This window comes from Photobacterium gaetbulicola (assembly GCF_003025515.1).
GTDB lineage: Bacteria > Pseudomonadota > Gammaproteobacteria > Enterobacterales > Vibrionaceae > Photobacterium > Photobacterium gaetbulicola.
In genome coordinates this window covers 22,740-47,952 of the sequence record NZ_PYME01000003.1, presented here as the reverse complement: position 1 = coordinate 47,952, position 25,213 = coordinate 22,740, and the positions used below count along the sequence as shown (strand labels likewise).

General features: G+C 50.3%; 20 protein-coding genes. 7 read left to right on the top strand and 13 right to left on the bottom strand.

The genetic code is table 11. The annotated features are described in order from the left end of the window. Positions 1-90 precede the first annotated feature (90 nt). From C9J03_RS03195 to C9J03_RS03170, 6 genes are all read right to left on the bottom strand, one after another. Positions 91-1,272, bottom strand: coding sequence for an amidohydrolase (locus C9J03_RS03195; protein WP_044621998.1), 1,182 nt, complete (start codon positions 1,270-1,272; stop codon positions 91-93). 291 nt (positions 1,273-1,563) lie between these two features. Beyond that, complete coding sequence (locus C9J03_RS03190; protein WP_044621668.1) at positions 1,564-2,334, bottom strand: hypothetical protein; 771 nt, start codon at positions 2,332-2,334, stop codon at positions 1,564-1,566. 262 nt (positions 2,335-2,596) lie between these two features. Then, the gene (locus C9J03_RS03185; RefSeq protein ID WP_044621667.1) at positions 2,597-4,597 is read right to left on the bottom strand and encodes an alkyl/aryl-sulfatase; all 2,001 of its coding nucleotides are present in this window, start codon (positions 4,595-4,597) and stop codon (positions 2,597-2,599) included. Between the two features lie 1,250 nt (positions 4,598-5,847). Continuing rightward, entirely contained in the window at positions 5,848-6,249 is a 402-nt protein-coding gene (locus C9J03_RS03180; RefSeq protein WP_044621666.1) for a hypothetical protein, read from the bottom strand. Between the two features lie 135 nt (positions 6,250-6,384). Then, positions 6,385-7,557: a MalY/PatB family protein gene (locus C9J03_RS03175; protein ID WP_044621665.1), complete on the bottom strand. Its 1,173-nt coding sequence runs from the start codon at positions 7,555-7,557 to the stop codon at positions 6,385-6,387. 121 nt (positions 7,558-7,678) lie between these two features. Further along, the gene (locus C9J03_RS03170) at positions 7,679-8,833 is read right to left on the bottom strand and encodes a PTS transporter subunit EIIC (protein ID WP_044621664.1); all 1,155 of its coding nucleotides are present in this window, start codon (positions 8,831-8,833) and stop codon (positions 7,679-7,681) included. 298 nt (positions 8,834-9,131) lie between these two features. On the opposite strand from C9J03_RS03170, the gene malI reads away from it, so the two are divergent. The 6 genes from malI (at position 9,132) to C9J03_RS03140 (ending at position 15,914) form a co-directional block, all read left to right on the top strand. Next, positions 9,132-10,154, top strand: coding sequence for a Mal regulon transcriptional regulator MalI (malI, locus tag C9J03_RS03165; protein ID WP_044621663.1), 1,023 nt, complete (start codon positions 9,132-9,134; stop codon positions 10,152-10,154). Positions 10,155-10,287: 133 nt separating this feature from the next. Next, positions 10,288-11,400: an NADH:flavin oxidoreductase gene (locus C9J03_RS03160; protein WP_044621662.1), complete on the top strand. Its 1,113-nt coding sequence runs from the start codon at positions 10,288-10,290 to the stop codon at positions 11,398-11,400. 239 nt (positions 11,401-11,639) lie between these two features. After that, positions 11,640-12,197, top strand: a complete 558-nt coding sequence (locus tag C9J03_RS03155) for a YceB family lipoprotein (protein ID WP_044621661.1) — start codon at positions 11,640-11,642, stop codon at positions 12,195-12,197. Between the two features lie 377 nt (positions 12,198-12,574). Continuing rightward, positions 12,575-13,201, top strand: a complete 627-nt coding sequence (locus C9J03_RS03150; protein WP_044621997.1) for a CatB-related O-acetyltransferase — start codon at positions 12,575-12,577, stop codon at positions 13,199-13,201. A 148-nt stretch (positions 13,202-13,349) separates the two neighbouring features. Then, entirely contained in the window at positions 13,350-14,264 is a 915-nt protein-coding gene (locus tag C9J03_RS03145; protein WP_044621660.1) for a LysR substrate-binding domain-containing protein, read from the top strand. 177 nt (positions 14,265-14,441) lie between these two features. Beyond that, the gene (locus C9J03_RS03140) at positions 14,442-15,914 is read left to right on the top strand and encodes a C69 family dipeptidase (RefSeq protein WP_044621659.1); all 1,473 of its coding nucleotides are present in this window, start codon (positions 14,442-14,444) and stop codon (positions 15,912-15,914) included. An 87-nt stretch (positions 15,915-16,001) separates the two neighbouring features. Here C9J03_RS03140 and C9J03_RS03135 read toward each other — a convergent pair whose 3' ends face one another. The 7 genes from C9J03_RS03135 to pdxR all read right to left on the bottom strand — a co-directional run bounded on the left by C9J03_RS03135 (position 16,002) and on the right by pdxR (position 23,644). Then, a complete protein-coding gene (locus C9J03_RS03135; protein WP_044621658.1) occupies positions 16,002-16,973 on the bottom strand; it encodes a TAXI family TRAP transporter solute-binding subunit in 972 nt (323 codons plus the stop codon). Positions 16,974-17,032: 59 nt separating this feature from the next. Then, on the bottom strand, positions 17,033-17,884 hold the full coding sequence (locus C9J03_RS03130) for a beta-keto acid cleavage family enzyme (protein ID WP_044621657.1): 852 nt from the start codon (positions 17,882-17,884) through the stop codon (positions 17,033-17,035). Between the two features lie 61 nt (positions 17,885-17,945). Then, positions 17,946-19,277, bottom strand: coding sequence for an aspartate aminotransferase family protein (locus C9J03_RS03125; protein ID WP_044621656.1), 1,332 nt, complete (start codon positions 19,275-19,277; stop codon positions 17,946-17,948). A gap of 139 nt (positions 19,278-19,416) precedes the next feature. Then, a complete protein-coding gene (gene ald / locus C9J03_RS03120) occupies positions 19,417-20,538 on the bottom strand; it encodes an alanine dehydrogenase (RefSeq protein ID WP_044621655.1) in 1,122 nt (373 codons plus the stop codon). A 12-nt stretch (positions 20,539-20,550) separates the two neighbouring features. Then, positions 20,551-21,330 (bottom strand): SDR family NAD(P)-dependent oxidoreductase, encoded by a 780-nt coding sequence (locus C9J03_RS03115; RefSeq protein ID WP_044621654.1) that lies wholly within the window; start codon positions 21,328-21,330, stop codon positions 20,551-20,553. 13 nt (positions 21,331-21,343) lie between these two features. Further along, a complete protein-coding gene (locus tag C9J03_RS03110) occupies positions 21,344-22,084 on the bottom strand; it encodes a sulfite exporter TauE/SafE family protein (protein ID WP_231580604.1) in 741 nt (246 codons plus the stop codon). Positions 22,085-22,159: 75 nt separating this feature from the next. Further along, positions 22,160-23,644, bottom strand: coding sequence for a MocR-like pyridoxine biosynthesis transcription factor PdxR (pdxR, locus tag C9J03_RS03105; RefSeq protein ID WP_044621652.1), 1,485 nt, complete (start codon positions 23,642-23,644; stop codon positions 22,160-22,162). A gap of 165 nt (positions 23,645-23,809) precedes the next feature. Here pdxR and C9J03_RS03100 point away from each other — a divergent pair, with 165 nt between their 5' ends. Next, positions 23,810-25,183, top strand: coding sequence for an aminotransferase family protein (locus C9J03_RS03100; RefSeq protein ID WP_044621651.1), 1,374 nt, complete (start codon positions 23,810-23,812; stop codon positions 25,181-25,183). The last annotated feature ends 30 nt before the right edge of the window (positions 25,184-25,213 follow it).

Sequence of the window (25,213 nt, the reverse complement as noted above, 5' to 3'; positions counted from 1 at the left end):
GAGAGTGATAAATTGTATTATTATATTTCAATCCTATCGCTAACTTCCAGAGCCTTCCTGCTGAAACCCCAAATCAATTCTGATTGCCTGCTATTGTCCCTCGTGTTCGGCCTGATGTGTGCCGCAATGAATATCATTGATCAATGCACGGAATAGGTTGCAGGCGGTGTCGATGAGCGTGTCTGGAAAATCATAGTCGGGGTTATGCAGTTGAGGGTGATGTTCACCGCTACCAAGACAGAACAGGGCGCCGGGCCATTGGGCAAGGAATTCGGCCATATCCTCGGACCATCGCATCGGCTCTTTGAGCCGTTCGACAGGCAGGTCAAGTGATCGGGCTTGTTCGATAACCTGCTGACAGTGCTGTTGGGAGTTGACGGCGGCGTTGAACCATTCCTGCCATGAGATTTCACTTCGCAACTGTTCTGTTGCGCACAGTGCGCTGATCTGCTGTTCGATAAGTGACTTCATCGCCACCAGGGTTTGGCTGTCATCACTGCGTAAGGTGGCCAGCACTTTGGCATAACCCGGTGCGGTGCCAAATGCTGCTTCGCCATTAGTCGTTTCGCCCAGTGAGGCATGGACCACGGTAGTCAGTGCAAAAACCTCAGGAAACTGTAGGGGTAAACGCTGGATGAGTTCAATCGTATTAATCATCGCTGCCGTTGGTGGCAAGCCATCCTCAGGCTTGGCGGCATGGGAGGTTTTGCCAAACAGCTCAATGGTGACGCCGGTTGAGGCACAGGCAAAGCTATTGGGCTTGATGAGCACAGTGTTAAGCGGGTAACCGGGCAGGTTATGGTAGGCAAAAACACTATCGATGTGTTGCTCGGCGAGCCAGGGATCTTGCAGCATTGCGGCTGCGCCCGCTCCCGTTTCTTCGGCGGGTTGAAACAGCAAGAGTACCCGTCCTGACTGCGGCGGATGTTCGCTAAGGTGTTTGGCGACGGCCATCAGGGAAGCCGTATGGCCATCATGGCCGCAGGCATGCATGACCCCGGCTTGGCGCGACGCATAAGGGCGATCTGCTTGCTCTTGAATGGGAAGGGCATCGAAATCGGCGCGGAATAGGCTGGTTTTGCCTGGTTTGCCACTGTCGAACTCGACCACTGTGCCATGGCCGCCAAGCCCGGTTCTCGGTGTCAGGCCAAACTGGCGTAGTTGCTGGTTGATCATTTCTGCAGTGCGGTGCTCGCAGTGTGACAGTTCGGGATATTGATGGAGGCAGCGGCGAAAGGCTACCGGGTCAAACGATTCGATCGGAGCTATCATAATTTTTTGTACAGCTAGGGATTTGAGTTGCATATCTTACGCTGATGGGGGGGAGGCGAGTGTGATGGCTATCGCAAGGTTCGGGGAGCAGGTTGTTTTGCCAATATAAGACCCAGCACGATGCTGGGCCTGAACTAAAGAATATAATTTTTAATTACCAATGGCGTGTCGTCTTTACTTTTATTATAAATATCAATCTTCATATTGGTATTTTCTTTAATGGCCTCAACAACTTTACCAAACAGATAAAAAGGGATGGATGTCATGACTAAGTAATAGCAAACATAAATCTTACACCTGATAAGTGAACATTAATCTATGGTCACCATTGGCATAGCGAATATCATCAGACCAATTGGCAAAATACCTAATATTCGCGCGGGTTGTTAATTGGTATGAGATCGCGGCTTCATGCAGAAGCAGCGACTCGCCAGACAGTTCTCCAGTGGCTCCAAATAACGACATAGGGTTATAGTTAAGCCAAATGTTGTCTGTCACACTGTAGCGACTATACATTCCGGCAAGGCCGTAAAACCCCAGTAAATGATGGCCGCCGATGGTCCCATTTTCTGTGTCGAGGCGGTGATCGGTTTTGTTCAAATCTATGATGGTAGCCCCGACAGCCAGCATTGGGTAGGCCTGAAAACGCCCGGCTTTTGGCAAGGCCTGAATGATGCCATAGGTACCGGTTCCAACGCCCGAGTCAAGGTTGTAATGCAAGTCGATATTGGTCCCCGTACCGGTAACCGTGCTGGCTTCAAAGTGACGATAGCGCAACTCGCTGACTGAGTTGTTATTATCATCACGCCACCCTAGTGCTTCGCCACCAATCCCCTTTGCTTCAAAGATGTGCATCGCTTTTTTGTTGGCGATGCCAGTATCATAGGCATGGCCAAACATTAGATTTATGCCTTTGTCACCATATCCCGCACCGAATTGAGAAAATACAGCCATGGGATCGGACATGTCTTGTAATGCTTCTGAGCTTTGTGAAGCAATTGAAGAAAAAGAAAACAGAGAAGTCATTGTAAGGATAAATAACTTTTTGCTATTCAATGTCATTTTGGTTTACCGTTTTTACAGCCATTATCGCAACAGGCATAATAAAAGTCGCAACTGGGAATAGAGTGAATTTTCTCGCATAGGTGACATTTGGCACGAATCATATAAATATTGATTAACGCGTGTTCATGTCGTTTGCTTAGAATGTTTGTTTCGCGGATAAATTCGAGTGTATTACGGTTTATAAACTTCACCATAAAATATTACCACCTTGAAAGATGGGGAGTCCGCAACAGTTTGTAGGCGCACTCCCCCGAAGCGATTAGTTCATGATTGGAACGATTTCAAAATCTTGTTTAAATTCTACCGATACACTTTTTAACTGACTGAGGATTGAGGTATCACCGTCTACTTTGGCTTTTTGGCTATCGATGAGCTGTTCGAGCGATGCCTGTCCCGTGATAACCGCAATCAAGTCGTTACGCGCAATGGAAAGCGTTAGGTCAGCCTCACTCACAGCAGTTTCGACTTTAAGCGGTGCGAGGTTGGCATTGCTAAACTCAACGTAGTAGACCTCGCTTACTTCAGGGTGAACAATATTAAAGTTGAACGCCATATCGGCCGGTACTTTGCTGGCATCGATAGAAACGGCCATGAAGTCCAGGAATCCTGCCGTCGTCATTTGTGACATAATATCAGGCGAAACCGCCTTCAATGCTTCTGGAATATGATTGGTACGCAGCTCCGAAGCGCCTTGCAAGTAGGAGTTTCGCCATGCCATGGTCTCGGACTGATACCCTTGCTGTTCCCAGCTATCCGCCAGTAACTCCCGTGCTTCGATATTGGTAGGTTCACAATTTACGATGTCATTCAATAAGGTCGAGGCTTCTTGGTAGGCCCCCTGATTGAAGTGATGCTGAGCTTGCTTGTACATTGTGTCAGCTCCCGCTGTTTGTACGTACAGACACGAGCGATCGACATTGGTCAAAGGGTTAATGTTGGTCGGGTTCATGTCGTGGTAGCCCAAATACAGGTTGATGACCCCTCGGGCGTTGTGGGAGTAGGAGCCATGGTAGCCGCGACTTGCCCAGTTTTGCTGCTGTGACTCCGGGACAATGGCTTCAACCGCGCGGCCGATGTCATTGATCTTCACTCCTTGGTTAGCAAGGCGAAGCGTCTGGTTATGGATAAAGCCATAATTGTCACGCTGCATCGTTAGGTAATCTGCGATCTCATTGACCTCTGTCTCCGGGTTGTTCCAGACCGGGGCCGAGTGTGCGGCATGAATATTGTCGATATTATCGGCAAATCGGTGCTTTATTTCGGACAGGTATTTGGTCCAGGCCAGTGAGTCACGTGTTTGTGCGCCTCGGAAGGTATAAATGTTGTGCTGGCCGTCATAGGTGAGTTCGGCGGTGTTTAACGCGTTATAGGCTGGCACATAATTGATCATCTCGGTTGGCGCTTCGGCGCCTGGCATATTGATGAATAGCATCTCCAACCCATCAATTACGACGGTTTCTTCACGATCCTCAATGATCACCGTCGGCGGGATCAGGGTGATTTCCCCTTTGGTGGTACCCATGCCGAGGGCATTGTCGACTACGCCGTAAGCAGAGTCGGGCAAGGTATTACCGTATTGGTACTGAGCGCGACGGCCCATGGCGTTGCCAGCCAGCAGCCCTTCGCTGAGCAGCTCTTCCATGAAGTCTTTAGGGGCATAGATTTCGACGCCTTCGGGCAACTGACCATCCTCAAACAAGCCACGAACACCACCGTAGTGATCCGGGTGAGTATGGGAGTAGATCACGCCGGTAATTGTGTGATTACCATTGATTGGCGGTAGGTGTTTTTTAGCAAAATCCCAAGCCGCCGTAGCGGCTTCCCTTGTGATTAGCGGGTCATGGATAATATAACCGTTATCAGAGCGGTATATGGTCATGTTGGAAAGATCGGCACCACGGATTTGGTATACACCGTCAGTTACCTCATACAGGCCGCCCGAGGCATAGTTCATCGCTCCCTGGCGCCAGAGCGACGGGTTTACCGTGTCAGGCCGATCGCGGCGAACGTCGTCGACTTCCAGGTAACCGCGTGAATTTCGCAGTTCAGCGGCACTATGATCGCCAAAAGCGGCAATTAAACCGCGCTCGGAGCGCTCAAAGGCTGCAGTGTCGTGCCATGGGAGGGTTTTGTCCAACGCATTGTTGGCCACGATGGTATGCTTGGTTGCTGGCTTTCCGGTGTAATCTAATGAGTCATAATCAGCCACTGCCACGCACGAGGTGGCAGCAACGGCTATCGATAATAGGGTTCTTTTCATTTTACTCGTCTCTTTGGTTGTAATATTAACTAGTCGGGAACACCAGGAGTGATGAGATCAGGTGGCATATCCCTAATGGCAATAAGTGACCTCTACCTTCAATCAGAGGTATTCCACTGGTATATTTAAACTCTGCTGTGTTGCCTTTTTTGGTAAAAGGCTAGTTATAGCGACAATTCCTTTTTTCATATTTATAGAATTTATAAACGCCAATAATAACTCTATAGATGCTAGCAATAGCGAATATAAAACCACCCAAAGTTCCTATCGGTGTTCCAATTCCAATCGCTAATATAAGAAAGCTAATAAGTATAGTTATATTGGTTATAACCAATTGTAATTTTAAAAAACGACTTGGCTGCAATATAAAAATTGTCCGAGACATCGGTTTCTCTATTTATTGTTTATCTCATGCATATCTATTCTTTGGGTATAAGAAGCGATGCAAACCTTTCGTCAATAAGAGCGACTAATGAGCCTAAAGTTATATGAATAAATTTGTTGCTAAAAAGTCCCCCGCATGTAATAGCGGGGGCTGCCAAATGGCACTGCTAGGAATACTAAGTTATACAAATTCAAGAGTGTCGTATGCTCATAACAACGTTATGAGTCAAAAGGTTATACCAAAGTTTAACCGGAGTTGGTCTAAATCAATATATGCTTCTCCTATGTTGAAGTGATGCGTGCTTTTAACAAACGGCACATTTACTTACTGAATGTCTGGAACCAAAACCATAGTAGATGTGGGTATCTCTATCGCTGGCAGTGAGACAGTTATTATAGAGACAATATTCTTCTCTGCTAAAGTCAAGACGATAATCACCCGAGAAACCTGCACCAGAGGTTAACGAGCAATTAGTAATTAAAAATAAAAATGAATCATTTAATTTTCTGATTAAATAACAAAATAAAATTGTTAGAAATATGACTGTTAAGATGCCGTTAAGGGAAATATAAATTTATTATGCTATGTGGCCTTGTTGGTTAAATTTATTTTGATGTTCTTGGAGTGACGTTGAATAAAGGCTGGTGAGGTTTGTTTGTGTTTTTGTCAGACAATTTTTAAGCTTGATAAATATTGCGCTATAAGTGTTAAATCATTTCAAAGCTAAGGGAATGTTTGATATTTTATTAATATCTCCTTTTTTGTGTATCAAAATTTCTTTTTGGGTTTTCGCTACATTTAATCATAGGTAAAGGGGGACGTAATATGTTCAATGTGGAATATATAGGCCTTATGTCTCAATCTCCTAATGGTGCAAAAAATCGGGAGTCGCTTTATCTTCCCAGTTTTCCAAGATAAATTGCCGCTTGGCTTCAAGTCGCTGATGAAGATGCTGGATGTGGCCTTCGGATTCCTTCAACTGGCGGGCAAGCTCGACAGCGATCGCTTCGAGATCTTCATAACTAAAATTATCCCCGTCGGGGGTGAGGGACTCATCGGCTTGATTGGCTTGAAACGCAAACTGGGGCGGAGAAGGGGGAAGGGCCCTGAGGCGCTTTTCATCTTGCAGGTGTTCGAACAGAAAAAAGCCGGTAACGAGAAAGGTGATAATAGCGCAGGCGGCATACAGTTGGCGGTACTGCCCACTTTCTTTGAGCGCCAATAGGGTCAGCAGACCAAAAACAATGCATAGCAGGGAGAGAACCATTCCATGTAACCTCAATCGCTTACTGTTAGTGATTAGGTTATCAAAATGAATAGTTAGTCACTATCACCATAGTGTTACTGAATGCAAATTGTCAGATAGCGACGCCGTTGTATCTGGCATCGCTATCTTTACTGGCTAGTCTTGGAGTTGCCTGATGGCGGCGATCAGTGCATCTAGGCCTGCCTCCACCTTGCTTCGCGGGCAGCCGACATTCAAGCGAATATAGCCCTTGCCTTCTTCACCATAGGTATCACCGCGCATGATGGCGACCTTGTGGTCGTGGATAAGGATCCGTTGCAGGGCATCCATATCGATGTTCAGTGGGTTGAGATCGATCCAGGCCAAGTAGGTCCCTTCCGGCACGCGGTAGTTGATGGCGGGGTAAGCGTGGTTGAGCCGCTCTGCTACCGTTTTCAAGTTCTGCTGCAGGTAATCCCTGAGAGCATCGAGCCATTCACCGCCTTGCTGGTAAGCGGCAATATGGGCGATAACGCCCAAGATCGAAGGGGAGGACAGGCCGTGTGCGGCCTTGAGTAGCTGCAGGTACTGTTCACGCGATTGCGACTCCGGGATAAAGGCATAGGCACCGTTTAGTGCCGGAATATTGAATGACTTCGAGCCCGAGCTTACCAGCGCCCAATCGTTGCCAGTGGCAACGCCAGACCATGGTAAGTAGCCGGCGTAGGCCATATCCATGTGGATGTCATCGGAAATGACTTTGACACCGTGGCGTTGGCAGAGCTTGGCCATTCGTTCCAGCTCGTCACGGCGCCAGACTCTTCCCGTTGGGTTGTGCGGGCTGCAAAGCAGCAGGATTTTGCATTCTTCACGCGCCGCTTGCTGCTCGAACTGCGGCCAGTCTATCTCGTACCCTTGCTCGGTTTTGAGTAGCGGGCTAGCCAGCAATTTCCGCTGGTTGGCCTTGAGCATGTTGCCAAACGCATCGTAGGCCGGGGTATGGACCAACACCCCCTCACCAGGCTGGCTCCACAGGGTAATAAGCTGGGCAATAATGTAGATCACCGAAGGGCCGTAGACGAGCGATTGAGGATCAAGCTCAGCCTGGTAGCGTTTGGCAAACCAGCCGGCAATAGCCTGCTTGAAGTCATCGTGGTTCCAGCGGCTGTACCCCAATACGCCATGGGCCAGACGTTGCTGCAAGGCGCGCTGGATACAGGGGGCTGTTTCGAAATCCATGTCGGAGATGGTAAAGGGCAGTAAATCGGCTGCACCAAAACGGTCTTGGACATAGTCCCACTGGGTGCAGTATGTGCCGTAGCGGTTAACGGGAGTGGAAAAATCAAACATGGGTGCCTCGCAAAACAACGGATAAGACTGCACTCTAGAAGGTAAAGCGCAGTCTTATACCGTGCGGGGAGTGGGCTCCCCGCAGGTACAATTTGTGCCACTAGATAGTTGTGGCGGGTGATTAAGCCGGCATCAGGCTCTGGATTTCGTTTTTCACCAAGTGAACTTGAGGGCCAATCACTACCTGAAGGTTGTGGGCATCAAGTTTGACAACACCCAATGCGCCATTGGCTTTGAGCACGGCATCATTAACCAGCGCCATATCTTTCACCGACAAGCGCAGGCGGGTGATGCAGTTATCCAGTGATTCGATGTTATCGGCACCGCCCAGGGCATTGAGGATGATATCCCCCTTGTAGCCTGTGGTTTTCTCACCGGTCACTGCAGAGGCAATCTGCTCGGCACTTTCGACTTCGCGACCTGGTGTTTTCAGGTTGAAGCGGGTGATGGCAAAACGAAACACCGAGTAGTAAACCGCAAACCAGATCCCGGCTACAACGGGCACCAAGTACCATTTTGTTGCCGTGCCCTGGAGGATACCGAAGATGAAGAAGTCGATGATGTTACCGTCGGTATTACCGATAGTCACGTCCAGCAGACCCATGACCATGAAACCTAGACCGGTTAGCACTGCGTGGATCAGGTACAGAGCCGGTGCCACGAACAGGAATAGGAATTCAAGCGGCTCGGTGATACCACCGACCACACAGGCAACCACACCCGTGGTGATGATAGGGACAAAGCGGGCGCCGCCGAAGAAGGCCAGGGCATCCGGCATCTTGTAGGTGTAGAAGCGGGCATGCAGTTTCGCCACGATAATACCGACAATCACCGCACCCAAGATACCGGTGTCGATAGAGTCGATACCGATGATCGATTTCACGCCGTAGGCCGCTTCCTGCTCGGCATTGCCCAGCACGCCGGCAACGGTGAGGTAGAAGTTGATGGAGAGGTTCAGTGCCGCGTAACCAACGAAACCGGCGAAAGCCGCCACCCCTTTCTCTTCACGCGCCAAGCCAAGCGGGATGGCAACTGCGAACATGATTGGCAGGTAGATAAAGGCGACCAGGCCGATCTTGGTCATCCACATGAACAGTAGCTGCAGTGGCATGAAATCCAGAAACGGGATGCTCTCTTTTACCGCGCTGCTCGAAAGCGAGCTGCCGACACCGAGCAAAATACCGGAGAATGCCAGCAAGGCGACCGGCAGCATGAAGGTTTTCCCGAGGCTTTGGAAAAACTCCCATAAGGTTGTTTTCTTTGATGTGTTGGACATAGTGGGTAACCCCTAACCTTATTCTTGTTGTAGGTAGAGTTGATAAAACGTTTTATCAAACTTTTGTAAAAAAACGCTGGTGCAGAGACGCTTTCGCCTGTGCATCAACGTGCTGAATGTATTAACGCAAATAGGATAAAACGTTTTATCAGTTGATTTCGCTGGTTTGATCACGAAATCCACACCGCTTTCTGCGGGTGATTTAAACTGTGATCGAGATAAAAGTGTGAAAAGCTCGATAGAACGTTTTACTTGCATGTAATATGCTTGGGCTCTCGCAAATGGATACGTACTGCCAATGAGCCAAAGAAAAGTAAAAATTACAGATGTTGCTGAGTATGCGGGAGTGTCGGTATCGACCGTGTCTCTTGTCCTTGGCAACAAAGGACGGATCTCCGAGGCCACGATTAACAAGGTCAATGAGGCCATCAAGGCCTTGGGCTATGTACGCAACAAAGCGGCCGCAAACCTGCGCTCTAACCAGTCCAACCTGGTCGGTTTGGTACTGAAAGATATTACCGATCCCTTCTATACCGAGATCACCGCTGGATTTAGCCAGATCCTCGAAAAACATGGCTTTATGCTATTTCTCGCCCAATGCGGCGATTCACCAGAGCGGCTTGAGAAATGTGTGCAATCGATGATCCAGCAGGGGGTTGCCGGGGTGGCATTTAGCCCGCTGCGAGGAGCGAGCCAGCGGGTGATTGATATGCTGGCGCAGGCCGAAGTCCCTGCGGTTTGCGTAGCCAGGGCGACGGTGAACGATGATATTGATTATGTGGTACCCGATAATACCTTGGCGGCCAAGCGAGCCACCCAGCACCTCGTGGAGCAGGGGCACAGGCACATTGCCTATGTCGGTGGGCAAGGGGACTCACTGACCCGCGCCGAGCGCATTGGGGGCTATTGCACCACTCTTATCCAATATGGGTTGCCGTTTAAAAGCGAGTGGATTGTCGAATGCGAGGGCAGCCAGAAGGCGGCGGCTAGTACCGTTCAAGAACTGCTGACCCAACATCCGAAGATCACCGCTATTTTGTGCCATCGCCCGGCGACGGCCCTGGGGGCGGTTTACGGTGTCGAGCGTGCCAACCGCACTGTCGGGCGTGATAATTATATCGGCCAGCAAGTTGCCCTGATTGGTTTTGATGATGTGGCCGAGGCAGAACTTACCCACCCTCCGCTGACTTTCATGTCTTCGACGGCCAATGATATCGGCGATCAAGCCGGCAAGCGTTTGGTGCAGAAAATGAAAGCCAGCGAATTGGCGATAGAGAAAGTGGTGTTGGCCCCCGAGCTGATCATCCGCGGCTCGGCGTAAAGTGCCATAACTTGGGTTTACCTTAATCTAGATTAAGTTCTACCAGCAGGATCCTCTGTAGTATCTGCTCCCCTCATCACCTTGCCCATTCTGGTGTTGATAGCTAGTACGTACCACTTTAAGAGGATTGGACTTGAGCACTTTGTTTACTGAAACCCGCATTGGCAGCATGGTATTGAAGAACCGCTTTATGCGCAGCGCGACGTGGGAAAATATGGCGACAGAAGATGGCCATATGACGGATAAGCTTTACGCTATCTATGAAGAGCTTGCGCAAGGTGAAGTCGGCCTGATTGTAACGGGGTATGCCAACATTGTCGCAGAAGAAAAGCCCAATGCAGGCATGATGGGGATCTACAACGATTCCTTTATCGATGAATACAAAACGCTGACCGAACTGGTCCATCGCAATGACTCTAAAATCGTCATGCAGCTGGCCTACGGCGGCACCAAGACCACTTTTAACCTCGGCGAGCGGGTGATCTTTGCGCCAAGTGAAGTGCCGGAAAAAGGCACCCAAACACTGGGCAAGGCAATGACCAAAGAAGACATTGATTACATCGTCAGGGCGTTTGCCGAAGCCAGCCTGCGGGCGCAAAAGTCAGGGTTTGACGGGGTTGAAATCCACGCCGCCCATACTTACCTGATCAACCAGTTCCTCAGCCCTTACTACAACCGCCGTGAAGACGAGTACGGCGGCAGCTTGGCAAACCGCATGCGCTTTTTGATGGAGATCTACGCTGAGACCAGGAAGTTAGTCGGTGACGATTTCCCAATCCTAGTGAAACTGACGGCGACCGAGTTTTTTGAAGGCGGTTTGACCTTCGATGATACTCGCACCGTTTGCCGAAAACTCGAGGAAGTCGGCGTTGATGCCATTATCATTTCGGGCAATATCCACGGCAAGGCAAACACCATGATTGGCCAGTCTTTCGATGGGTATACCATCCAGGAAGAAGGGTATTTCCATGAATACGGTCATGCGATCAGCCAGGAAGTCAGTGTGCCGGTTATTACTGTCGGCGGCCTAACGGATATTGCGGCGATTGAACAGATTGCACAGAACACCAATATTCAATATTTCGCACTGTCACGCCCTTTGCTTTCCGAACCACGCTTGATCAAGCGATGGAAAGACGGGGACAGAGCGCCTGTCGAGTGTGAGCGCTGTTCCAAGTGCCGCACCAAGCGCGGTAACTTCTGCGTGGTAAACAAGGAAAGGAAGACGCAGCTCGCTCAAATGTAACTGGGTCGCGTTTTATTCCTTTTGAGTGTAAAGCCAGCAAAAGACTGCTGGCTTTTTTGATCTTGCCGGGCGTCATGGAATACTGACACCACCATGACTTGATGCGGCCAGAAATAGTGTATTGATGGCAGCCAAACAAAGAACCTGTAACTAGGTCACATGGTGATGTAGATAGGTCTGCAATACTTTTCTGTTGGTGTGCTAACAATAGAAAGGTAGACAGTGAAGAGTAGTGAAAGATGATAAGAACAAAAGCCAAAATACTGACTGTGGCATTTGCTGCTGCGGTGCTTGGGGGCTGTGCCAGTTACAGCATTTCAGAGCAAGATATGACAAACTACCTGCAAGACTCGGTCAGCCTGGAGCAATCGGTTGGGGTTGAAAATGTCATGTATGCCCAGGTTGCGGTTGAGGATCTCGAAGTAAAAATAGGCCGGGCCGATGCCGACCGAGTCTCTGTGTTTGCCAGTACCAATGCGCAGGTCCAGATGCTCAGTATGCAGAGCATGGGATTGGATCTGGATGTCGAGTTCAGTGCTGTCCCTGAATATGACAAAGAGAGCGGGGAAGTGTATTTGAAATCCCTGCGCTTGGAACGCTTTGATGAGAGCAGCCAGCAACTGCCGCCCGAGGTGAAAAAGCTATTGAAGCCAGCGGTTTCCATGATTGGCTATGCGCTATCGAAGCAGCCGGTGTATAAGCTGGATAGTTCCAAGGTGCAGGAAGCATTGATCAAATCGGCCGAGCCCAACTTGGTGATCAGGAATAATAAGCTGGTGATCGAGCTGTTTGATTAAACAATGCTCCATATAGGTAACGTTAGTTTTCCTGAACACTGATCACCATGGGGTTGACCGAGAGCGGTCTATCGCTAAGATAGCCGCTATCGTTTAAATTCAACACCAATAAATAACGGAGGTGCACAAAATGACTAAGCTTACCCGCAAGCGCTCATGCGTCTTCGTTGCTAAAATTGCATATCTCAAGCAGCCCCATATCGCCTAGTGCAGGCAGTAAATAACTTCAATTATTACTGCCGACGAAAAAAGCGAGGCCACCCCACTGATACATTTCTGTTTGCTGCCATCACGGCCGGTGCGAACATTTGGCTGTGGCTCTCGAACTGCTTTTCATCGGTTACTGTTTTTCCTGTTTCAAAGAGAACTGAGCAATGATGGGCAACAAGCACTGGACGAAAATGGAAATGCTCCATGAAACCGTCAAAAACAAAAACATTATCATCAAAGGCAGCCATAGCTATTACAGCGATGCTTACGATAATGGGTTCGAGCGTTCTGTGGTGCGTTACCTCCACGGCGATGAGCAAACCTGTCACCGTGAACCTCGCTGGGAAATCGACAAACTCTATATTGGCGACTATGTCTGTATCGGTGCCGAAGCGGTGATACTGATGGGGGGTAACCATACCCACCGTGCCGATTGGTTTTCGCTTTACCCGTTCATGGACAAGATTGACGAAGCCTACCAATCAAAAGGGGACACCCACCTTGGGGATGGTTGCTGGATTGGCATGCGCGCGATGATCATGCCTGGCGTTACCATTGGCGAAGGGGCGATTGTCGCTGCCAATAGCGTGATCACCAAAGATGTCGAGCCCTATACTATTGTCGGCGGCAGTCCTGCGAAAACTATCCGTAAACGGTTTGAGCCAGCGACCATCGCGCGTTTGCTGGCCCTGAACATCTACGAATGGCCCGAGAGCAAGTTCGACGCCTTGAGAGAGCTGATCTGCAGTGATGATATCGATGCGTTGGAGAAAGCCCACTTGTTATTTGAGTAACGACAAGAGAGGAGCCTTTTGGGCTCCTTTTTTCTGCAAAGCACTTCGCTGGCTCAATTTCGTATCGCGGATGTGCTTGATTATTATTGAACCTCGATGAGGTAAAGCATAAATTAGATTTCAATTGTCAACGGGGTAAGGTGCGGCTGTGTTAAATATGAAAGAGCTCCCTTCGATAAGGGCGCTTAGAACTTTCATCGCTGTGGCGAATCATTTGAGCTTTTCCAAAGCCGCCAGGGAGCTCTCGCTCACCCAAGGGGCTGTGAGTAAACAGATTTCCCTGCTGGAACAACAGCTGGGGCAGCCTTTGTTCGAGCGGCACCTCAATGGAATTCGGCTCACCCGCATAGGGCTGCGCTATTTACCGCAAATCGTCGAAGCCTTGGAAGCGCTGCAAAACGCCACGGCGGGTTTGCGCCAGCTCGATCAGGTTGAGGAGGTGCTGACGGTCAATGTGTCCCCTTCATTTGCTAGCCTTTGGCTGATTCCGCGGATAAACGGCTTTGTCCGAGCTTTTCCCCACCTTCAGGTGCAGCTCAAAACGGGGGACGGGCTTGTGCATGATATCAGCGGTGATAATGACATTGTTATTCGTTGCCTGCCGTTGGCCAAGCACTACGACAATGCCACCTTGTTGTGCAGAGAAAACCTAAGGCTGGTGGCTTCGGCAGCGTTATTGCGTCAGCAGCCAATTAGGGAAATTGATGATCTGGCAAAGCATGTATTCCTGCCCCAGGTTACCCGGCCGCAGTTGTGGGAGCAGTTCAGAATCCACCACAAGATTGCCTACCCGATGGAATTTTATGGGGTTGGGTTCGAGCATTTCTATATGTCGCTGGAAGCGGTGAAAAACCAGCAGGGGCTGGCATTGTTACCTGATTTTATGGTCGATGACTTAATCATCAACACATCTGAGCTATTCAACCCACTCAAATCAATGATGGCCAGTCATTATGGCTATTACATTATTGTGCCTCACTATAAACGCCATGCCCGCAAGGTGTGTGTATTTACCCAGTGGCTCACTGAAATGATGGCCAGCAGCCAAGGTCATGCTTCCTAGCATTAATTTTCTCGTAAATCCTTATTCGTGATCTTATCAGCAAACATTCTCCCTGTTTGTGTTTACACTGCTTTTTGATTTGTTAGTCGATCATTGTGCTAATTTAATCGAAATAAAAAGAATAAATGAATAATATTTCACTTCCTCAATAGGTGTTAACACCATAGGAGAGATACGATGACGAAATTGTCTGTTACGCTGTTGAGTGCGGCTGTGCTGTCTGCACTGAGTATGAGTGCCAATGCCTGTACGGGATTGATTGTCGGTAAAGGCGCATCGGTCGATGGCAGTATCATGATTGCCCGCAACGAAGACTTTGGTATTAATAACTGGAATAAATACCTCGCCTACCGCCCGCAGCAAATCAACGAACAGGGCGATTGGACCTTGGGCAATGGGTTGGTTGTGCCTATGCCTACCCAGTTTTATGCCTACTCGGCAATACCGGATTGGGATGCGCTAACGGTCGACAAAGACGGCAAGTATTACGAAGAGCGCGGTATCAACCAGTACAATGTTGCAGTTTCTGCGACCACCAGTGCCGAGGTTAACGAAAAAGCCGCCAAGGCCGATCCTTTGGTGAAGCCGGGGATCATCGAAGCGGTGATCCCGACCCTGATCCTGCCGCAGGTGAAAACCGCCAAACAAGGCGTCGAGCTGCTTGGCCACTACATTGAAGAGTACGGCGCTGGCGAAGGTAACAGCCTGTACATTGCCGATATTAATGAAGCATGGCTGTTCGAAATCGGCTCGGGGCATCACTGGATTGCGGTGAAAGTGCCGGATGACAGCTATGCGATGATTGCCAATGGCTTGCGGATCCACGGTGTCGACCTGGATGCACCGGATGTAATGCACTCCAAAGGGCTGCTGCAGTTTGTTAAACAGCATAAATTGCTGGATAAACCCGATGCTCGTTCATTCAATTTTGCCAAGGCCTTTGGGGTCATTGGTGATACCTATAATGTTGACCGCGAGTGGTTGGGGCAGGCGATGCTGACACCTTCGCAGGTACAGGACACCCGTGAGCAGCAGTACCCGCTGTTCATGAGGCCCGATGACAAAATCTCGGTCAAGGATGTGGCCAGCGTACTGAGCTCGACCTATGAAGGCACCGAGCTGGCAGAGAAGGGTGAGCGGCCTATTCGGGTAGAGCGCCAGCTTGAATCGCATATTATTCAGCTTCGCCCGGACATGCCTGAAGAGTTCCAGGGGATCATCTGGCAGAGTTACGGTGTGCTGTCTGAGTCGGTGTTGGTTCCGCTCTATACCAGTCTGCAAGAGTACCCAGTGCCTTATACGGTCGGGACTGATACCTACAGTGATGACTCGGCTTACTGGCAGTTCCGCAGCCTGACGGCATTGGCAACCGCCAATCCGGATAAGTACCTGCCAATGTTGAAAGCAACTTGGGATAAGGAAGAGAGCAAGTTGTACAAGCAAGTCAGCAACATGGATATGCTGCTCAAAGATATGTACAACCAGGACAAGGCGACAGCGGTAGAAATGGCGTCTGATTTCTCTTACGGCCAGCTGCAGCGTACCTTGAGCATGGCAACAGAGATCCGCTACAAGATGATGACGGATCTAACCAAGAGCACCGAGAAAAAATACAGCGAAGAAGAGTTCAAGAAGATTATGAGTCTTTGATGAGTCTCCGCTTGGATAGGTTTAAGCCATAAAAAAGAGCGCATATGCGCTCTTTTTTGGTTCAAGCATGACATGCTGATAATCAAATTACATCAAGCCAACTTCTTTGTAGTATTTTGCTGCACCCGGATGTAGCGGGGCAGAAAGGCCGTCTCTGATCATCTCTTCTTTTTTCAAGTGAGCAAAGGCAGGGTGAAGTCTCTTGAAGTCATCGAAGTTTTCGAATACCGATTTGACGATGCTGTACACCACATCGTCCGGCACTGACGTTGAAGAAACAAAGGTGGCACCGACTCCAAAGGTAGTGACATCAATCGCATTCCCCTTGTACATACCGCCTGGCACTGTCGCCACACGGTAGAAGCTGTTGTCCTCGATTAGCTTGTTAACCTTGTCGCCGGCAACGGTAATGATTTTGCTATCGCAAGATGTGGTGGCTTCTTTGATGGCGCCGCTAGGGTGGCCAACGGTATAAATCATGGCATCAATTTTGTTGTCACACAGTGCTTTGGATTGTTCGGAGGCTTTTAGCTCAGAGGCCAGTTTGAAGTCTTTCATTGTCCAGCCGTACCTGTCCATCAGCACTTCCATGGTGCCGCGCTGGCCAGAACCTGGGTTGCCGATATTGACGCGCTTGCCCTTGAGATCTTCGAAGGTTTTGATCCCCGAGTCAGCACGGGCAACAATGGTAAACGGCTCTGGGTGGATGGAGAACACAGCTCGCAGATTTTTGTATGCCCCGTTATCGGCAAATTTGCTGGTGCCGTTGTAGGCGTGGTATTGCCAGTCAGACTGGGCGATACCTAAATCAAGCTCGCCAGCACGGATAGTATTGATGTTGTAGATAGAACCACCGGTACTTTCGACCGAGCAGCGGATATTGTGATCTTTTCTGTCTTTATTGACCAAGCGGCAGATTGCCCCACCCGTTGGGTAATATACTCCTGTCACGCCTCCGGTACCTATGGTGACAAAACGGCTTTCGGCAAAAGATAGTGTCGAGGTACCCAGTAGAACGGCGGCACTGGTGTAGGCAAGAAGCTTGTTGATAGATCCCATAAAATTCCCTTTATGATGAGTGTTACACAAAAAGCAAAGCCAATGTTTACTGCTTCTGGCTAGGCAGTGAGGAGCTGGCGAAAATAGTAAGCGTCAAGGGGCGCCAGACCAAGTTGCTTGGCGGTTTCGGCAAGGTTAGCCACTTGTTGTGCGTTGCTTGAGGCTAATGTACCTAGATGATTAACATGATTATTTTCAAAGCCAACTCGAATATCTCCACCCATAATCATAGACGCTGTCAGGCAAAGGTGTTCATATTTTCCGAACGCGCAGACAGCCCAGCGCTTGCCATGGCTGAACAGACGCTCCTGTAAAAAAGGTGGCAGATCTTGCGGCGAGGCGGTTTGGTGTTTGTCGTAGCGACCGAGCACCAGCAGTAAGTGGTGGTTGCTTGTTGGCAGCAGCCCTTGATCCAGCAGGGTAAAATAACGCTCGAGATCTCGCGGGCTGTAGAGAATGTACTGGGCGATGATCCCCTGTTCAGCAACATGGTGAAAAAAGGCGCTCGCCTTATCTAGCAGTGCTGTATCTGGGCCGTAACCGTCGGCGAGCAACTCGCTCAGAGCCAAAGAAGCCGCTTCCGGCCTGACCTCATTGATCAAGGCCATTTGTTGGGCGGGGGAATATTGCCCGATGGCTTCGGTGGTCAGCTGGACAATAATACTCTCACCAACCCGTGCTTTGAGGCCATGGTATAGGTGGAGGTTATCTTCGATCTCCAAGGAGTGTTTGCCGCTTTTATCCCTGGCATGGAGGTGCACCATGGCCGCCCCCGCGTCGCGGCAGGCGATAACCTCATCAATGATTTCCTGCTGCTTCATTGGTAGGGCAGGGTGATCGGTTTTGGTTTTCCTTGCCCCGTTGGGAGCCACAATAATGGCCGATTGAACGACTGACGGTGTTTGCTGCATTTGTTTTCTCCTTTTATGTGATTGCTTTACCACAGCCCATAGCCGCTAAACCCCTAAACCCCTACATCCATTGTGCCGAAGCCTGGAGCAGTGAGGCGTGTAATTTGCTGACCAGCTCATCAAGCTGGTGTTCTTCAATAATGAAAGGCGGTGCCAACAAAATATGGTGGCCGGCTTTACCGTCGATTGTCCCAGCCATGGGGTAGCACATCAGCCCGTTGTTCATGGCGACTGTTTTAATGGCTTCGTGGGCCTGCGAACAGCTGGGAAGGGGGGCTTTCGACTGTTTGTTTGCGACTAACTCAATACCAATAAACAAGCCCTTCCCACGGATATCGCCGACATAGGGCAGTGGCCCAAGTGTGTCGTTGAGCTTTGACAAAAGTTGCTTACCACGCAGCCTGACCTTGTCGAGTAGGCTGTCTTCGATAATGGTATCGATAGTTGCCAGGGCCGCTGCACACGCCATCGGGTGACCCATAAAAGTGTGACCATGTTGGAAGAAGCCAGATCCTGAGGCGATCGCCTGGTAGATATCGTCATGGACAATAGTTGCACCGATAGGCTGGTAGCCTGCGCCAAGCCCTTTGGCGACAGTGACAATATCAGGCACGATAACTTCCTGCTCAAAGGCGAAAAAGGTGCCGGTCCGACCGATACCGCACATCACTTCATCAAGGATCAGTAATACATCATAGGTGTCGCAAATCTCCCTGATCCGCTTGAAATAGCCTTCAGTAGCAGGCAGGGCCCCAGCGGTTGCACCGACCACGGGCTCGGCAATGAATGCCATTACGTTGTCGGCTCCCAGCTCAAGGATCTTTTGCTCTAGCTCATTCGCTACCCTCATGCTGTAGGCCAGCTCTGATTCTCCCGGCTGCTGATCACGGTAGGCATAGCAAGGGGCGATATGGTGGGCTGCCGAGAGTATCGGCCTGAAAGGTTCGCGCCGCCATTCGTTGCCGCCGACCGAAAGTGCACCGAGGGTATTGCCGTGATAGCTCTGGCGCCGGGCGATGAACTGGCTTTTCTGCGGCTTTCCCTTCTCGACAAAGTATTGCCGCGCCATTTTCAGCGCCGCTTCTACCGCTTCGGAGCCGCCGCTGACAAAGTAAGTGTGTTTCAAAGCATCGGGTGCGAGTTCTGCCAGTCGTTTGGCGAGTTGCTCACTGCTATTGCTGGTGAAAAAACCGGAATGGGCGTAGGGAATAGCCCCAAGTTGTTGGGCGATTGCGGCTTTTACCCGCTGGTGGTTATGGCCCAAATTAGAGACGGCGGCACCGCCGCAGCCATCGAGGTATAGCTTTCCGTCGCTGTCGGACAGGTATATCCCATGCCCGCTAACTACTGTGGGAAGCGGGGTATGGCAGTGGCGGTGGAAAACATGGCTCATTGTTAGATTCCTTGCATATCAACAGATGTGTTGATTGTTGAGCCAATTCACTTTCATGGGCAAACGAATAAAAGTGGAGGGGTATGAGAAAAGGGAATAGGCCGGTAGCGTTGCGTAACTCGCTACCGGCCTTTTTAATTTATGCGACAGCCAATGCTTTATCTTGGGAGATAAAAGATAAGTCCAGGCTATTGGCAACACTTTCATTGGTCACCTTGCCGTGGATGACATTCAAGCCATTCTTGAGGTGCTGATCGGCCTGCAGGGCGCGCTTGTAGCCAAGGTTTGCCAGGCGGAGAATATAGGGTAGGGTCGCATTGTTGAGGGCAAAGGCCGAGGTACGGGCGAGAGCTCCTGGCATATTACCGACGCAGTAATGCACCACATCATCAACAATGTAAGTGGGTTCATCATGGGTGGTGACCCTTGAGGTGGCAAAACAGCCCCCCTGATCAATTGCCACGTCAACCAAGGCCGAGCCTGGGCGCATTGCTTGCACCATAGCTTCAGTGACCAACTTAGGCGCTGCGGCGCCAGGTATCAGCACCCCACCAATGACTAAATCCGCGCCAACTACCGCATCTTCAAGGTTCTGCTGGTTCGAGTAGACGGTTTTCACGCTTGAGCCAAATTGAACGTTGAGTTTACGCAGGGTATCAATGTTGTTGTCCAAAATGGTCGTTTCAGCGCCGAGGCCAACCGCCATTTGAGCGGCATTGGATCCAACCACGCCGCCACCAATAATAGTCACTTTAGCTGGGGCAACACCGGCAACACCGCCTAGCAGCAGACCGATCCCACCCTGTGATTTCTCCAAGCAGGCGGCACCAGCCTGGATGGACATTCGGCCCGCCACTTCTGACATTGGTGCCAGCAAAGGTAGGCTGTTGTTCGGGCCTGTTACGGTCTCATAAGCAATGCAGACCGCGTCACTGGCAAGCAGGTCTTCTGTTTGCGCCATATCCGGGGCAAGGTGCAGGTAGGTAAAGAGAAGTTGCCCTGGGCGAAGGCGGGCGCGCTCTACAGCCAAGGGCTCCTTGACCTTGACGATCATCTCGGCAGCTTCGAATACTGCGTCGGCATCGGGCAGAATCACTGCCCCTGCTTTTTTGTATTCTTCATCGCAGCAGCCAATGCCCATGCCGGCAGTGCTTTCAACGAAAACCGTATGGCCCTGGGCACAGACCTCACGGACGCTGGCCGGGGTCATGCCGACACGGTATTCATGGACTTTGATTTCCTTAGGTACGCCAATTTTCATGGTTAACTCCTTTTAAGCAATAATATTGTTTGTATTTTGTTTGATGACCTTGAAGTTGTCCCAGGCTTGCGATGTAGGCATGACTTCAAGGCTATTGATGTTGATGTGGGCGGGCTGCTGGGCGATCCAGCCAATGATCTCCGCAATGTCTTCGGGTTGCAGCGGGTTGGTTTGCTCATAGATGGCGTTGTACTTGGCTTGGTCGCCGTTGAACCGGACTAGGCTGAACTCGCTTTCGGACAGTCCTGGCTCCAAGCTGGTAACCCGAATTCCGGTTCCAGCAAAATCACTGCGTAGATTACGGCTGAACTGGGCGACGAAAGCCTTGCTGGCACCGTAAACATGGCTGCCGGGGTACGCCCAATTGGCCGCAATGCTGGCAAGGTTAATGATGCTTGCTTTGGGTTGCTGCTTGAGAATTGGCAGCAAGGCATGGGTGACATTAACAAGGCCGGTTACATTGGTTTCAATCATGGTATGCCAGTCACTGAGTTTGGCTTGATCGGCTGATGATGCCCCTAAGGCTAGGCCGGCGTTGTTGACTAAAACCTCGATGTTTTTGAATGGCAAGGGAAGTTCGCTGATGGTCTGCTGGACTTGCTCGATATGTCGAACATCCATAGCCGCAAAATGCACAGGGGCCAATTGAGAGAGTTCATCTGCCAGTTTTCTGAGGCGCTCTTCCCGGCGCCCGGTAATGATTAACGCGTAACCTTCCTGGGCAAAATAGCGGGCGGTAGCAAGCCCAAAACCTGAGGTTGCCCCTGTGATAAAGACGGTTGGTCGAGCCATGGCTAATCTCCTTTTAACCTAAAAGCCAAGGTTGGCATGCTGCGTGTAATAGCATCCAGCCCGAGAGTGAAATCAGCAGGTAATAGGCGCCATGCTGGATGGCGGCAATATGCCTGCGAATAAATAAGTGTTGGCCAATCAAGACGCCAATCAGCGAAATGGCCAGTAAGGCGACCGGGGCATCGGGTATCAGGGAAAAGGATTTATTTAGCCCATACCCCAAACCGACAGCCATACAGGTCGTGAGAAAGAAATAACAAATCAATGTATCTCGTTGCTTACCTGCTGATAGGCCGCTGTAGCGCAAGTGAATCACAACCGGCGCGCCACCAGACGAGACAGCGCTGGTTGTCCAGCCTGACATTACGCCGCACAAAACCGGTGAGGCAATGGCCTTTTGTGCCAGCGTAAGGTTCAGCTTGGGCAATAGCGCCATTGCGAGAATGGTGGCTGGCACCAACAGCTGCAAACTAGGTTCTGGCAGCCAATGAAGTAACGCGAGGCCGACAGGTATTCCCGCCATCGTCGCCAGTAAAATTCGGCGAAGGGCATGAAAATCGGTGTTGTCCCAGCTTTTAGCCACCAAGGGTAAGCTGATCAACAAATCCATCAGCAACACCGCCGGAACAGTTTCTGCGACTGGGTAATACAGCGTAAGCACCAAAATCGCGATGGCGGAAAAGCCAAAACCGGTATAGCCGCGGATAAAAGCAGCAATAAAGAGCACTAAAGGTATGCTAACTGAGATAAACACACTGCCATCCTTGTCTGTTGCCAATCATTCATAGCTTCAGATTAAGAATTAGCAGTGTGGTTGATTAGAGCCAGTTCATGATTTTTGTGGGGACAGTTGCGCAATAATTTCCGCAAGTTTGCGGATCCCAGGTTCAATTTTATTTTCCGGGATGGCAAAGAAACCCAGGCGGATGAAGCCCTGGCTTTGGTTATGTGGCGTTAAAAAATGGACATCCCCATCTTCAATCAAAACCCCGGCCTGTCTGGCTTGGTACTGGAGTGATTGGGCACAGACCCCGTCGGGGAGCTTTAGCCAGAAAGCACTCCCTCCGAGCGTCTGGTTGGTTATACATTGTGGCAGGTAAGCTTCTATGCTTTGGCGCATGATTTGCCATTTTTCGCTGTAATGGCTGCGTAGTTTGCGCAGGTAAGTATCGTAATAGCCCATCGATATAAACAGTGCGCAGGTACGCTGGTTATTGGAGGGAGGATGCCGGTACATCAGGCGTCTGAGCTGTCTGGCTGCAGTGATCAAAGCCTCATCGGCGACCATAAAGCCAACCCTCAAACCGGGTGACAGGGATTTGGACAGGCTACCAACGTAAATGACCCTGCCACTGTCATCGAGGCTTTTCAGGGAGGGAAGTGGCTCGGCGATAAGGTTGACTTCACTGTCATAATCGTCCTCGATAATCACCAAATCATGGCTTTCCGCGGCCTCCAACAGCGCTTTGCGCCTAGCCATGGACATGGTGACATTGGTTGGCACCTGATGGCTGGGCGTCGTATAAACATAGTCACAGCGATATAGGCTGGGGTTGAGAGTCAACCCCTGCTGGTCGATGGGCAGAGGTTGGATAGCGGCCCCGTGACTGGCAAAAATATTACGTGCATCCGGGTAACCGGGATCTTCCACGCCGATGGTTGTGGTGCCATTGGAGAGGAGGCTTGCCAGCAGGTATAGGGAGTTTTGGGTTCCTATCGTGATAAGGATCTGCTCGGGCCTAGCATGGATCCCCCGTTTGCTCAGGACATTGCTTTGGATCTGTTTCACCAGGGCGGGATCGTCACTGTCTATTGAGTCGGAAATCCAGTCTTTGATCACGCTGGCACGTTGGGCCAGTCGGCCACACTCGCGCCAATGGTTGAGAGGGAATAGCGAATGGTCTGGTTGGCCGAAAATGAAAGGGTAAGGGTATTGCTGCCAATCGCTGGGCTTTTCGATATTGCGTTGTTGACTGAGTTCTGGCTTTATCCGGTTGTACCAAAACTGTGCAGGGCGCGCTCCGTTACTGGGCAGCGAAGAAGGAGATAGAGGTGGAAGAGATGAGCTGGCCGGATTAACAAAATACCCGCTTCGCTGGTGGGATAATAGGTAACCCTCATCAACCAACCGATCATAAACCAGTACTACCGTGTTGCGTGACACCCTCAGCATTGTTGCTAGTTTGCGGCAAGAGGGAAGGGCTTTGTCACTGAAAAAGCCATCATTGATTTTTTCCAGTAGGTGTTCACGAATTTGTTCCTGGAGGCTACGCTCGGGTGAAAATTGAATGTGGATTAAGTGCTCACTTTTCATTGCATCATCCTTGATATCAAAACATCTCCCCTGTTTTCAGCACGATATGTGCCAAAGGTGCATTTATGCTGTCTTTGTTGCCCCTACAAAAATTTCAAACTGGCGCTATGGCGCAGGAGCAAGCTTGCCTAATTTGGGGGTATGTAAAAATAGGGAGTGATCGATATGCATTTGCACAGCCAGCAATATACTGCCAGTGACTTATTGGCGATGGACAAAGACACCGTTTGGCACCATATGACTCAGCACGCGACACAAACAGTTCCAATGATGGTGCGTGGTGAGGGAAGCTATGTCTGGGATATTCACGGCAATCAGTATTTGGATGCCTCATCAGGGGGAGTATGGTGCGTCAATGTTGGGTATGGGCGCGAGAGCATCGCAGAGGCTATCAAGGAACAATTGGTTAACCTCAACTACTTTGCTGGTACGGCGGCGACTCCTGTTGCGGCGCAATTTGCAGCTAAACTGCTGGAATTGATGCCAGGTATGGGAAAGGTGTATTTCTCAAACTCTGGTTCGGAAGCTAATGAGAAGGCGTATAAAATTGTCCGCCAGATAGCAGCAAAAAAATACGGGGGCAAAAAGCATAAGATCCTTTACCGTGAGCGGGATTACCACGGCACAACGATTACCTGTCTCAGTTCCACGGGCCAGGAAGAGCGTCGAAGCCAGTATGGGCCGTTTACTCCGGGGTTTGTCGAGTTCCCCCATTGCTGCGAATACCGCAGTCAGTTTGGTGATGTGGAAAATTACGGTGAGTTGGCCGCCAAGGCATTTGAGGACGTGATATTGCAAGAAGGGCCCGACACCGTGGGTGCCGTCGTGATAGAGCCGATCACTGCGGGGGGCGGGGTGATCACACCGCCAGAGGGGTATTTGCCTGCTGTAGAAGCAATCTGCCGCAAATACGATATCCTGCTTCATGTCGATGAAGTGGTGTGCGGGTTAGGCCGAACAGGCGCTTGGTTTGGCTACCAGCACTACGGGATCAAGCCTGATATTGTCACTATGGCAAAGGGGGTTGCCTCTGCCTATGCCGCCATATCCTGCACCGTGGTGACTGAAGAGGTATTCAATTTCTTTGCCGAAGAGCCGCTCGAGCGCGAGAGTTTCTTCCGTGATATCAGCACTTATGGCGGCTGCACTGCCGGCCCAGCGGCGGCATTGGAAAATTTGAATATCATTGAGCAGGAAAACCTGGTCGAGAATGCCGCCCATATGGGCGAGTATCTGCGTGCCCAGCTGGAAGTGCTCAAGGCTCGTTTCCCGCTGATTGGTGATGTCAGGGGTAAGGGTTTGTTCCTCGGCTTAGAGTTGGTTGAAGACCCTGTTACCAAACAGCCGGTAAATGAGAACGTTGTTATGCAGGTGGTCGTTCTGTGTGCCAAGCACGGGGTATTGATCGGCAGGACGAACCGCTCATTCCGTCTCTATAACAATACCCTGTGTTTGAGCCCGATGCTGACTCTTACTCGTGATGAAGCCGATAGCATTATATTGGCCCTAGACAGAGCATTCACAGAATTGGCCCTATAAATCTCATCAAAAGGTATAAGGCTGCTTCGG

Excerpts from the sequence above, each read along its gene's own strand:
- C9J03_RS03195 (WP_044621998.1), bottom strand. The coding sequence starts at position 1,272 with ATGATAGCTCCGATCGAATCGTTTGACCCGGTAGCCTTTCGCCGCTGC.
- C9J03_RS03190 (WP_044621668.1), bottom strand. The coding sequence starts at position 2,334 with ATGACATTGAATAGCAAAAAGTTATTTATCCTTACAATGACTTCTCTG.
- C9J03_RS03185 (WP_044621667.1), bottom strand. The coding sequence starts at position 4,597 with ATGAAAAGAACCCTATTATCGATAGCCGTTGCTGCCACCTCGTGCGTG.
- C9J03_RS03180 (WP_044621666.1), bottom strand. The coding sequence starts at position 6,249 with ATGGTTCTCTCCCTGCTATGCATTGTTTTTGGTCTGCTGACCCTATTG.
- C9J03_RS03175 (WP_044621665.1), bottom strand. The coding sequence starts at position 7,557 with ATGTTTGATTTTTCCACTCCCGTTAACCGCTACGGCACATACTGCACC.
- C9J03_RS03170 (WP_044621664.1), bottom strand. The coding sequence starts at position 8,833 with ATGTCCAACACATCAAAGAAAACAACCTTATGGGAGTTTTTCCAAAGC.
- malI (WP_044621663.1), top strand. The coding sequence starts at position 9,132 with ATGAGCCAAAGAAAAGTAAAAATTACAGATGTTGCTGAGTATGCGGGA.
- C9J03_RS03155 (WP_044621661.1), top strand. The coding sequence starts at position 11,640 with ATGATAAGAACAAAAGCCAAAATACTGACTGTGGCATTTGCTGCTGCG.
- C9J03_RS03150 (WP_044621997.1), top strand. The coding sequence starts at position 12,575 with ATGGGCAACAAGCACTGGACGAAAATGGAAATGCTCCATGAAACCGTC.
- C9J03_RS03140 (WP_044621659.1), top strand. The coding sequence starts at position 14,442 with ATGACGAAATTGTCTGTTACGCTGTTGAGTGCGGCTGTGCTGTCTGCA.
- C9J03_RS03135 (WP_044621658.1), bottom strand. The coding sequence starts at position 16,973 with ATGGGATCTATCAACAAGCTTCTTGCCTACACCAGTGCCGCCGTTCTA.
- C9J03_RS03130 (WP_044621657.1), bottom strand. The coding sequence starts at position 17,884 with ATGCAGCAAACACCGTCAGTCGTTCAATCGGCCATTATTGTGGCTCCC.
- C9J03_RS03125 (WP_044621656.1), bottom strand. The coding sequence starts at position 19,277 with ATGAGCCATGTTTTCCACCGCCACTGCCATACCCCGCTTCCCACAGTA.
- ald (WP_044621655.1), bottom strand. The coding sequence starts at position 20,538 with ATGAAAATTGGCGTACCTAAGGAAATCAAAGTCCATGAATACCGTGTC.
- C9J03_RS03115 (WP_044621654.1), bottom strand. The coding sequence starts at position 21,330 with ATGGCTCGACCAACCGTCTTTATCACAGGGGCAACCTCAGGTTTTGGG.
- pdxR (WP_044621652.1), bottom strand. The coding sequence starts at position 23,644 with ATGAAAAGTGAGCACTTAATCCACATTCAATTTTCACCCGAGCGTAGC.
- C9J03_RS03100 (WP_044621651.1), top strand. The coding sequence starts at position 23,810 with ATGCATTTGCACAGCCAGCAATATACTGCCAGTGACTTATTGGCGATG.